This is a genomic window from Streptomyces sp. MZ04, assembly GCF_004684775.1.
In the GTDB taxonomy this organism is placed as follows: Bacteria; Actinomycetota; Actinomycetes; order Streptomycetales; family Streptomycetaceae; genus Streptomyces.
This window is the reverse complement of sequence record NZ_SRIC01000316.1, coordinates 1-9,020: the sequence shown is the minus strand read 5'-3', so window position 1 is coordinate 9,020 and position 9,020 is coordinate 1. Positions and strand designations below refer to the sequence as shown.

At 69.7% G+C, this 9,020-nt stretch carries 9 protein-coding genes and 1 pseudogene; 2 read left to right on the top strand and 8 right to left on the bottom strand.

Features of this window, described 5'->3' with window-relative positions:
* Positions 1–159 precede the first annotated feature (159 nt).
* A complete protein-coding gene (gene glgB, locus E2651_RS37325) occupies positions 160–2,310 on the top strand; it encodes a 1,4-alpha-glucan branching enzyme (RefSeq protein ID WP_135335713.1) in 2,151 nt (716 codons plus the stop codon).
* Here glgB and E2651_RS37320 read toward each other — a convergent pair.
* The 8 genes and pseudogenes from E2651_RS37320 to E2651_RS37285 all read right to left on the bottom strand — a co-directional run.
* The gene (locus E2651_RS37320) at positions 2,285–4,549 is read right to left on the bottom strand and encodes an AAA family ATPase (protein ID WP_135335712.1); all 2,265 of its coding nucleotides are present in this window, start codon (positions 4,547–4,549) and stop codon (positions 2,285–2,287) included. The two genes, glgB and E2651_RS37320, sit on opposite strands and share 26 nt — an antisense overlap.
* A gap of 164 nt (positions 4,550–4,713) precedes the next feature.
* Complete coding sequence (trxA, locus tag E2651_RS37315; RefSeq protein ID WP_135335711.1) at positions 4,714–5,058, bottom strand: thioredoxin; 345 nt, start codon at positions 5,056–5,058, stop codon at positions 4,714–4,716.
* Between the two features lie 26 nt (positions 5,059–5,084).
* Positions 5,085–5,477, bottom strand: coding sequence for a MerR family transcriptional regulator (locus tag E2651_RS37310; protein ID WP_135335710.1), 393 nt, complete (start codon positions 5,475–5,477; stop codon positions 5,085–5,087).
* Positions 5,478–5,534: 57 nt separating this feature from the next.
* Positions 5,535–5,894 carry a VOC family protein gene (locus E2651_RS37305; RefSeq protein ID WP_135335709.1) on the bottom strand — a complete coding sequence of 120 codons (360 nt, stop codon included), beginning with the start codon at positions 5,892–5,894 and terminating at the stop codon, positions 5,535–5,537.
* A gap of 70 nt (positions 5,895–5,964) precedes the next feature.
* Positions 5,965–6,876, bottom strand: coding sequence for an NAD(P)-binding domain-containing protein (locus tag E2651_RS37300; protein ID WP_135335708.1), 912 nt, complete (start codon positions 6,874–6,876; stop codon positions 5,965–5,967).
* Between the two features lie 78 nt (positions 6,877–6,954).
* Entirely contained in the window at positions 6,955–7,830 is an 876-nt protein-coding gene (locus E2651_RS37295; protein ID WP_135335707.1) for an SGNH/GDSL hydrolase family protein, read from the bottom strand.
* A gap of 215 nt (positions 7,831–8,045) precedes the next feature.
* The gene (locus tag E2651_RS37290; protein ID WP_135335706.1) at positions 8,046–8,273 is read right to left on the bottom strand and encodes a hypothetical protein; all 228 of its coding nucleotides are present in this window, start codon (positions 8,271–8,273) and stop codon (positions 8,046–8,048) included.
* 87 nt (positions 8,274–8,360) lie between these two features.
* Positions 8,361–8,732, bottom strand: a pseudogene (locus E2651_RS37285) (MFS transporter); the annotation flags it as partial.
* 15 nt (positions 8,733–8,747) lie between these two features.
* On the opposite strand from E2651_RS37285, the gene E2651_RS44350 reads away from it, so the two are divergent.
* Entirely contained in the window at positions 8,748–8,897 is a 150-nt protein-coding gene (locus E2651_RS44350; protein WP_167829007.1) for a hypothetical protein, read from the top strand.
* Positions 8,898–9,020 lie beyond the last annotated feature (123 nt).

Genomic DNA, 9,020 nt, shown 5'->3' with positions numbered 1-9,020 from the left:
CAGCCGCGCAAACCGTCCGACGAGGCCACCGAGAAGAGCGGGCGCAAGCCGGAGCGGCAGCCCCCGCGGAAGAAGCAGCCGTCGCAGAAGCAGCCGCAGCGGAAGAACAGGACGAAGCGCCCCACGTCCCCCGTCCCCGAGGCCGACCGCGAGCGCCTCCTGAGCGGCACGCACCACGACCCGCACGCCGTGCTCGGCGCCCACACGGTGCGCGAGGGCATCGCGTTCCGCGCCCTGCGGCCGTACGCGCGGTCCGTCACGGTCGTGGCCAGGGACCTGCGGGCCGAGCTGCTCGACGACGGCGACGGGTTCTTCTCCGGGGTCCTCCCGCTGCGGGAGATCCCCGACGACTACCGCCTTCACATCGTGTACGAGGATGCCGACCTGGAGATCCATGACGCGTACCGCTTCCTGCCCGCGCTCGGCGAGTTCGATCTGCATCTGATCGGCGAGGGGCGGCACGAGCAGCTGTGGCAGGCGCTCGGGGCGCGCCCGATGGTGCACGAGGGGGCGACGGGGACCCGCTTCACGGTGTGGGCGCCCAACGCCCGCGGTGTGCGTGTGGTGGGGAACTTCAACTTCTGGGACGGCACCGGCTTTCCGATGCGTTCGCTCGGCGGCAGCGGTGTGTGGGAGCTCTTCGTGCCGTCCGTCGGCGAGGGCGAGCTGTACAAGTACGAGATCACCCGGCCCGACGGGACCAAGACGCTGCGCGCGGACCCGCTCGCGCGCCGCACGGAGGAGCCGCCCGCGAACTCCTCGATCGTGTACGAGTCGCACCACGAGTGGCGTGACGGGGAGTGGCTCGCGCACCGCGCGGATCTGCCGGTGCACGACGCGCCGTTCTCCGCCTACGAGGTGCATCTGGCGTCCTGGCGGCCTGGGCTGACGTATCGTCAACTGGCCGAGCAGCTGCCCGCGTACGTCGCCGATCTGGGTTTCACGCACGTCGAGCTGATGCCGGTCGCCGAGCATCCCTTCGGCGGGTCCTGGGGCTATCAGGTGACGGGGTTCTACGCGCCGACGGCCCGGCTCGGCGGCCCCGACGACTTCAAGTACCTGGTCGACGCGCTGCACAGAGCGGGCATCGGCGTCCTGATGGACTGGGTGCCCGCGCACTTCCCGCGCGACGACTGGGCGCTCGCGGAGTTCGACGGGCGGACCCTGTACGAGCACGAGGACCCGGCCCGCGCCGCACACCCCGACTGGGGGACGCTCGAGTTCGACTTCGGCCGCAAGGAGGTCCGCAACTTCCTTGTCGCCAACGCGAGTTACTGGTGCGAGGAGTTCCACATAGACGGTCTGCGGGTCGACGCGGTCGCCTCGATGCTCTACCTGGACTATTCGCGCGAGGACGGCGAATGGAGCCCGAACGAACACGGCGGCCGCGAGAACCTGGACGCCGTGGCCTTCCTCCAGGAGATGAACGCCACCGTCTACCGCCGCGCCCCCGGCGTCGTCACGATCGCCGAGGAGTCCACGGCCTGGGACGGCGTGACCCGTGCGACGCACCACCTGGGTCCTGGCGGCTTCGGCGGTCTCGGCTTCGGCCTGAAGTGGAACATGGGCTGGATGCACGACTCGCTCGGCTATGTGAGCCACGAGCCGGTGCACCGCAAGTACCACCACAACGAGATGACGTTCTCGATGGTGTACGCGTACAGCGAGAACTACGTCCTGCCGATCTCGCACGACGAAGTCGTGCACGGCAAAGGGTCGTTGGTGTCGAAGATGCCGGGCGACTGGTGGCAGCAGCGCGCCAGCCACCGCGCGTACCTCGGCTTCATGTGGGCCCACCCCGGCAAGCAACTCCTCTTCATGGGGCAGGAGTTCGCGCAGGGCGCCGAGTGGGCGGAGAGTCACGGCCCGGACTGGTGGCTGCTCGATCCGGCGTACGGCGCGGAGGCCGACCACCGGGGCGTGCGCGACCTCGTACGCGACCTGAACACCGTCTACCGCCGTGAACCGTCCCTGTGGCAGCGGGACACGGATCCCGGCGGCTTCGCCTGGGTCGAGGGCGAGGCGGCGGAGGACAACGTCTTCGCCTTCCTGCGCCACGACAAGGACGGGTCGCCACTGCTCGCCGTCTCGCACTTCTCGCCGGTCGTACGCCACGAGTACCGGCTCGGCGTCCCGGACGAGATCGCCGCGTGGCGCGAGGTCCTGAACACCGACGCGGCGCTGTACGGCGGCAGTGACGTCACCAACCCCGACCCCCTCAAGCCGGAGCCGGTGGCGTCCCACAGCCGCCCCGCATCCCTGCGCCTCACGCTGCCGCCGCTGGCTACGGTGTGGCTGCGCCCGGTGTGAGAACCGACGAAAGGCTCTCCGGCAGCCCTTCCGTGTGCAGGATGCCGAGCCGCTGCGTGGCGCGAGTCAGCGCCACGTACAGGTCGCTCGCCCCATAGCGCGCGGGCTCGACCACGAGCACCGTGTCGAACTCCAGGCCCTTCGCCTGACGCGGGTCGAGCAGGACGACCGGCCGGGTCAGGTCGGGCGCCTCGCCCGCCGTCACGTCGGGCAGCTTCGCCGCGAGGTCGGCGTGCAGCTCGCGAGGGGCGATGACCGCGAGGCGGCCGTCGTCCCCAGCCTCGGCGGCGACCGCGTCCGCGAGGGCGGCGGGCAGGTCCTCGGCGGCGAGCGCCCAGGGGCGTACGCCCGTGGAGCGCACCGAGCTCGGCGGCCGGAAGTCCGGGTCGCCGGTTGCCCGCGGCACCTCGGCCGCCACGTCCATGATCTCCACGGGGGTGCGGTAGTTGACCCCGAGCCGGGTGTACTCCCAGCGGTCCTCGACGTACGGCGTCAGGATCCGCTCCCACGATCCGCAGCCGCCCGCCTCCGCCGTCTGCGCGGGGTCGCCGACCAGCGTCATCGAGCGGGTCGGGCAGCGCCGCATGAGCAGCCTCCATGCCATCGCCGAGAGCTCCTGCGCCTCGTCGACGATGATGTGCCCGAAGGCCCAGGTGCGGTCGGCGGCCGCGCGCTCGGCGGCGCTGCGGTGGTCGGCCTCCTCCTGGCGCTCGGCCATCCGCTCGGCGTCGATGATGTCGTGCGCGAGCAGGACCTCGGACTCCTCGTCGTCCTTGTCCTCGAATTCGTACGTACGTGATGCGTACGAGACGTCCAACACGCCCTGCGCGTAAGCGATCTGCTTGGCCCGCTCGGCCTCCGCCATCGCCCGCGCCGCGCTGTCGTCGCTGCCGAGCAGCTCGGCGGCCTCGTCGAGCAGCGGGATGTCGGCGGCCGTCCAGGCGCCACCGCGCGGACGCCGGACAAGGCGTGCGTCCTCCTCCGGCAGGTGCGGCGCGGGCTCCTCGAGGAAGTCGGCGAGGAAGCCCTGCGGGGTGAGGTTCGGCCACAACTCCTCGATGGCGGCGTGCACTTCGGGGCTGGCGGCGATCGCCTTGCCGAGCTGGGCGATGTCGTCGGGGCCCAGGAAGTTGGGTCCGCCGTAGGGGTCGGCGCCGATGCGCTCGGCGAGCTGGGCGGTGAGGGAGTCGATGATGTGGAAGGCGAAGTGCGGGCGGCCGAGGTTGTGCGGCACGTCAGCGTCGCGCGCCGCGTCCCGCGCCTCCTGGGCGATCGTCCAGTCCAGGATCAGATCGCCGTCGTCGTGCCGGATGATCAACGGGGCGCCGGGTTCGGGGAGTTGCTGCCGGTCGCGCAGGGCGGCGGCGAGCACGTCCGCCATCTCCGCGCGGCCCTTCACCTCGGCGGCCTCGGGCCTTTCGATGCCGGTGGCGGTCACGCCGGGGAACAGCTCGCCGACGGTGGAGAGGAGGACTCCCGTCTCGCCGAGCGCGGGAAGCACCTCGCTGATGTAGCCGAGGAAGGCCGGGTTCGGGCCGACGATCAGGACCGCGCGCTTGGCGAGCAGCTCACGGTGGGCGTACAGCAGGAACGCCGCGCGGTGCAGGGCCACGACCGTCTTGCCGGTGCCGGGGCCGCCCTCGACGACGAGGACGCCGCGGTGCGGGGCGCGGATGATGCGGTCCTGCTCGGCCTGGATGGTCTGCACGATGTCGTGCATACGGCCGGTGCGCGCCGAGTCCAGGGCGGCGAGCAGCACCTCGTCGGCGTCCGCGCCCTCGTACCCGGTGCGGGTGGTGTCGCCGAGATCGAGGATCTCGTCGTGCAGGGCCGTGACCTCTCGGCCCTCGGTGGTGATGTGCCGGCGCCTGCGCAGGCCCATCGGTACATGGCCGGTCGCGAGATAGAAGGGGCGTGCGACATCGGCGCGCCAGTCGATCACGAGCGGGGTGCGTTCGGTGTCGGACGCGCGGATTCCGATTCGCCCGATGTGGTGATCACGGCCGTCGCGGAATTCGAGCCGCCCGAAGCACAGTCCGTTCTCCCCCGAGTTGAACGCGGCCAGCAGACCGGACTGCTCGGCCACCATGACATCGCGCTCAAGGCGCGCCTGCAGACCATTGCCCACCTGCGACAACGATGCCTGCACAGCGGACTCGGCCTCCTCGCGCAGCGCGTCGAGACGCGCATACAGCCCGGAGACGAATTGCTGCTCTTCCCGCAATTCCTCGGTTGACAATTCAGCCCCTCGCCAGTTACAGTGCTCTTATACAGGTTCTCGTGTTGCCGTTATGCCCAAATAGGCAGGGCTTCGCGAAAGAATCCAATATACGCAGAGAAATACCCCGGACGTCAATTCGTCCGGGGTATTTCTTTGTCCGCACTGAGCCGCGTGCGGACGGGTCAGAGCACCTCGGCCTCGGCCAGCTCGGCGAGGAGCCTGCGCTTGGGCCGCGCGCCGACCATCTGCTTCACCGGCTCACCGCCCCGGAACACCAGCAGGGACGGCACCGAAAGCACGTTGTACGCGATCGCGGTCGCCGGATTGTGGTCCACGTCCAACTGCACCACCTTCAGCCGGTCCGCCTCCTCGCTCGAGATCTCACCGAGCACCGGGCCGAGCTGCCGGCACGGCCCGCACCACTCCGCACCGAACTCCACGAGCACCGGCACGTCCGACTTCAGGACCTCCCCCTCGAAGTCCGCGTCCGTCACCTGGGCCACGCCCGCCACCTTGAAATTAGACATGCTCCCCGCTCCTCATCCCGTCCACTTCATCCCGTCACTGCGCAACGGGGCTCCGGACCCCCCGGAACCGCCGCCTCGGCCCGCACCAGCTGCGCGCCGACCTGTTCCCGCACCGCACTCAACTCGGCGATCAGCGCGTCGAGTTCACCGAGCTTGCGGCGGTACACATCGAGCGATGCGGGACAGGAGTCACCCGCCGGATGACCCGACCGCAGACACTCCACGAAGGGCCGTGTCTCCTCCAGATCGAACCCGAAGTCCTGCAGGGTCCTGATCTGCTCGAGGAGGCGTACGTCGTCCTCGTCGTAGGTGCGGTAGCCATTGCCGCTGCGCCGTGCCGGCAGCAGCCCCCGTGACTCGTAGTACCGAAGCGTCCGCGTGGTGGTGCCCGCCCGCTCCGCAAGTTCGCCGATGCGCATGCCTACGACGGTAATCCTTGACGTGGGCGTCAAGGCCAGCGCGATGCGCGGCCGATGTCACTCACCGGGCGGCTGATGCACCCCGAAGACGGACCCCTGGTCGTCCCGGCACAGCCGGAACCGCCCGAAGGCCGCGTCCGACTCCTCGCTGTCCGCGCCGATGGGCGCCTCGACGGTGCCGCCCAGTTCGATGACCCGCGCGAGGGCGGTGTCCAGGTCGTCGACCTTGAAGAAGAGATACGGCGAGGCCCCCGGGTCACCGCCGTGCATGCCGCCGGGAACACCCGGAGTGTCGATCACATACCCGTGCCCGGACGGCCCCGGCACGAAGGTCCAGCCGAGCAGTTCGCCGTAGAAGACCCGCCCGCGCTCCGGGTCCTCGACACCGATCTCGAAGAAGCTGGGTTCACCGGCCATGGTGCGGCTCCTGCCCTGTGACTGCCGACCCTTTCACCGTACGCCGCAGGGGGCGGGCCCCGCCTGTCGTTCAGCGGGCCTGCGAGGCGGCGGGGCGCAGGGCCTCGATGACGGCCGTCCAGCCGTTCGCGCCATGCCCCTTGCTGATGGCCAGGTCCAGGGCGGCCTTGATGCCGCCCAGGGCGCGCACGTCCAGGCCCCGGTGCTCGGAGGCGTGGATGATGTGGTCGACGTTGGCGGCCTCCGTGACCAGCGGGGCCTGCTCGCCCGGATAGTGGCCGGAGTCGACCTGGACCGCCGTCGACGCGACGGCCGGCGGAAAGATCGAGAGCAGGTCGCTCATGTAGGGGGCCAGGTCCGCACCCTTCACCCCGTCCGCACCAGCCAGCGCGAAGGCGTGCACAAGCCCGTACATGCTGGTCCAGAAGAAGTCGAGCAACGCGTTGTCGTATACGGCGGCGAGTCCGTGATCATCCCCCAGGTACACGGTCTTCCCGCCGAGCGCCTTGAGCGTGCCCTCGTGCCGCTCGTACGCGGACCTCGAGCCGCTGTGGAAGAGCAGCGCGTCGCCGGTGCCGATGACCGTCACCGGCACCATGATGGCGCCGTCCAGATAGTCGATCCCGTGCTCGGCGGCCCAGGCGGCGGCTTCGCGCGAGCGCTCCGGGGTGTCCGACGTGAGATTCACAAGAACACGCCCGGAGAACTCCGCGGCGATCGGGCCGAGCACGGCCCGCGAGACCTCGTAGTCGTAGAGGCAGACCACCACCACGTCCGAGGCCCGGACGGCCTCGGCAGCGGTGGCGGCGCGTGCGGCTCCTGCGGTCACCAGGTCGTCACCCTTGCCCGGCGTGCGATTCCAGATGGTGGTGGGGTGCCCGGCCTCGAGGAAGGCCCCGGCGAGGGCCTGCCCCATGGCGCCGAGGCCGAGCACGGTTACGGTCGTGGGAGAGGTCTGCTGGTCGAGCGTGTGGTCGGTCATGCCGACCATGCTTGCCGGGCACCCAACACCCCACAAGTACCGACTAATTAGTCAGGTACTTACCAAAAGGTAAGCGGCTCACTTGAGGTCCAGCGCGCCGATCGCCTGCTCGGCCATGCCCGCCTCGCCGAGGGCGTTCGGGTGCACCGGAACGAAGTTGGTGCCGAAGAGCATCGGCTCCATCCACCGGGTCCCGTGCGGAGCACAGGCGTCGCGCCCCTCCGAGGCGGCGGCCATGTCGACGTACGTGGCACCCGTCTCGGAAGCGGCCCGCCGCACGGCCTTGTTCAAGTGGGTCTGGAGTTCCCGCAGATAGGGCACGTCACCCTCGGCGACCGGCATCTTGGCGAAGCAGCTCGGGTCCGACTTGGCCGGCAGGATCCACGGGTAGCCGAGAATCGCGACGCGGGCCTGCGGTGCCTTGTCCTTGATGGCGCTGAGGGAGGCCTTGAGCGCCGGATAGGTGTTGGCGTCGATCTGCTTGATGAAGCTGTCCCCGTTGGCGTCCTTGCAGGGGCTGCCCTTGCCGCCGGAGAGCACACCGGCGGTACCGCAGGCGACGATCGCGCTGATGAAGGTGTTGTTGTCGTTGCCGCCGATGGTCAGCGTGACGAGGTCGGTGTCGGCGTCGACGGCGTCCAACTGCGGGGCGACACCGGCGTATTGGGACTCGGTGAAGTGCTTGGTCTGGGCTCCGCCGCAGGTCACGTCGGTGAGCTGGGCGCCGGTGCGCTTGGCCACGACGTGCGGATAGTTGGCGGTGGAGCGGGCGCACAGCAGCGGGGCGGAAGGGTCGAGCGGCAGTACGCCGGACGCGGCGCTGAAGCTGTCGCCGAGGGCGACGTAGTCGAGGGGTCCGGAAGCGGTGGCGTGCGCGGGAGCGGCAAGCCCCAGGGCGACGGTTCCGGTGAGGGCGGCTGTCAGGCGCAGCGTGAGGGCACGGCGGATCACCATCTGGAGTCTCCTTTGAATCCGATGGGGGTCAGTCCCGGAGAGGAGCGAGCCACATACGCCAACGGCCCGGCTGTGGCGGGTGTTTCAGTGGTGCAACGCTGAAGTTACTGGCAGGTTTGAATATCGGTCAACAGTCTGCACACACGTCCACCTGGATGGCGGAAACCTCACCCAGCACACCCCGCATCGTCATGACGATGCGGCACGACTCCCCGTCACTTGTCCGCCTTGTACATCCGAAGCTCCCGATTGACGAAGAGCTGGACGTGCCCGCACTGCCAGCAGATCAGCCCCGTGGCGGACTCGTTGGCCCAGGCCAGGTTCATGAACTCCATCCCGGAACTGTTGAGTTTGACCTCCCGGTCCCGGAACAGATCCCCCTGACAGACCAGGCACCTGATCCACATCTCCCCTATGGCGGCACGCTTCGGCTTGGGCGCCATCAACTTCCCTTTCCCCGTGACCACGGCGCCGGTCGAGCACCGCTGCCATTGATCGTATCGACCGCCCCACCAGCACGGATCCCCCTGTCAGCGACCGCCGTCCGCGGAAACGGAGTCACGCTCGTCAGCGGCCTCGGGTCGCTCCTCGCCCTCAGCCGCCCCAGAAGCGGCGACCACCCGGCCGCCCTTCCCGGCCCGTGGCAGCAGCACCGCCACCACGACCGTCCCGACCCCGAGGATCACCGCGCCGATCAGGCTCGTGTGCGCCACCGCGTCCGAGAACGCGGAGCCGACCGCGTCCCTCATCTGGCCAGCGCCCTGGGCGAGTTCCTGGGCCTGGGCCTTGAGCTGGGCCGCCTCCTGCGGCGTGGTCGCGTTCGCAGCCGTCTCCGCGAGGTCCCTCGCCCGCGCCGCGATCCCCTGCGCCACACCATTGCCCGCGCCCACCGAATCCTGCGCCACCTGTTCGCCGTGATGGAGGCCGTCAACGACGGTGTCGTACCGGCGGAAAAGGCGGGCAGGTCCACCGCGATCACGTTTCTGACCGCGGCGGGCCTGCCCGCCTCACAAGCCACCGATGTGGTGGAGAGGGTCGCCGAGCGCAGGGCGACCGTGACCGGCTAGATGGTTGATGCGCTTTGGCTCTGTCCGGAATGACGGAGAGTGCCCAGAATCGGTGGTGTAGAACACTGGCTCGACCCGTGGGGCGCGCTGTGAACACCGATCTGGACACTCTCCTGACCGCAC